Source organism: Mesorhizobium sp. B1-1-5, assembly GCF_006443065.1.
GTDB lineage: Bacteria > Pseudomonadota > Alphaproteobacteria > Rhizobiales > Rhizobiaceae > Mesorhizobium.
Window position 1 is genome coordinate 1 of record NZ_VFWS01000347.1, and the last position, 1521, is coordinate 1521.

Genomic DNA, 1521 nt, shown 5'->3' on the forward strand with positions numbered 1-1521 from the left:
GATCGAACTCGCGCGGATTCTCCGTCGCGACGCGGCGGAACTGCCCGGCCATGGCCATGCGGCAATCGGTGGCGATGTTGACCTTACGCACGCCGTAGCGGATGCCGCGCTCGATCTCCTCCACCGGGACGCCAAAGGTCTGGGACATCTCGCCGCCGTATTTGTTGATGATGTCCTGCAGTTCCTGTGGCACCGAGGAAGAGCCGTGCATGACCAGATGCGTGTTGGGCAGCTTCTCGTGGATCGCCTCGATCACCTGCATGGCCAGTATGTCGCCGTCCGGCTTGCGGGTAAATTTGTAAGCGCCGTGCGAGGTGCCGCAGGCGATCGCCAGCGCGTCCACCTGGGTTGCGGCCACAAAGTCGACCGCCTGATCGGGGTCGGTCAAGAGTTGGTCGTGGGAGAGTGCGCCCTCGGCGCCGTGGCCATCCTCGGCCTCGCCCTGGCCGGTTTCCAGCGATCCGAGCACGCCCAGTTCGCCTTCGACGGAAGCCCCGACCCAATGCGCCATGCGTGTGACTCGTTCGGTTACGGCGACGTTGTAGGCATAGCTTGCCGGCGTCTTGGCATCTGCCATCAGGGATCCGTCCATCATCACCGAGGTGAAGCCGTGGCGGATCGCGGAAAGGCAGGTGGCCTCGTCGTTGCCGTGGTCCTGATGGATGCACAGCGGAATGGTCGGATGCATTTCAGTCAATGCCTCCATCATTTTGGCCAGCATGACGTCGTTGGCGTAGGACCGGGCCCCACGTGAGGCCTGGATGATGACGGGCGCGTCGCAGGCTTTGGCCGCCTCCATGATTGCGAGGCCCTGTTCCATGTTGTTGATGTTGAATGCAGGCACGCCGTAGCCGTGCTCGGCGGCATGGTCGAGAAGCTGGCGAAGGGTGATGCGGGCCATTGTGGGTCCTCCTAGATGATGAGATTCAGCGCCGCCGCGGCAACCGCTTCGGATGTTATGTTGAAATGCCGGTAGAGATCGGGGGCAGGGGCGCTGGCGCCGAAGCCGGCCATGCCGACGACAGCGCCCGTCTCGCCGACCCAGCGGTCCCAGCCCAGCCGGACCGCCGCTTCGACCGCGATCCGCGGCGCGGAGCCGAGAACGGCCTTGCGGGTGGCGTTTTCCTGCTCTTCGAAAAGCTCCCAGCACGGCATCGAGACGACCGCGGCGGCGACGCCATGCTCGGTCTCCAGCCTTTCGGCAGCGGCAACCGCGATCTCGACCTCCGAGCCGGTGGCGATCAGGGTGACGGCGCGGTGCCTGGCTGGTTCGCGCAGGATGTATGCGCCCTGGCTGGAGCGGTTCTCATCGCTGTGCGCTTCACGCAGCATCGGCAGGTTCTGGCGCGACAGCACCAGCACGCTGGGCCGATCCCTGCTCTTCAGCGCGAGTTCCCAGCACTCCGCCGTTTCGATGATATCCGCTGGGCGGAAGACATTGAGGTTCGGCGTCGCACGCAGCATCGCCAGGTGCTCGACCGGCTGATGCGTCGGGCCGTCCTCGCCGAGGCCGATGGAATC

Annotated in this window: 2 protein-coding genes; both read right to left on the reverse strand. The window is 65.2% G+C overall.

Annotated elements, in window-relative coordinates; translation table 11 throughout:
* On the reverse strand, positions 1 to 901 hold a 901-nt coding region (gene fba, locus FJ980_RS31205), incomplete at its 3' end, for a class II fructose-bisphosphate aldolase (RefSeq protein ID WP_140547390.1).
* 11 nt (positions 902 to 912) lie between these two features.
* The coding region (locus FJ980_RS31210) for a transketolase C-terminal domain-containing protein (RefSeq protein WP_281406352.1) at positions 913 to 1521 on the reverse strand (609 nt) is incomplete at its 5' end.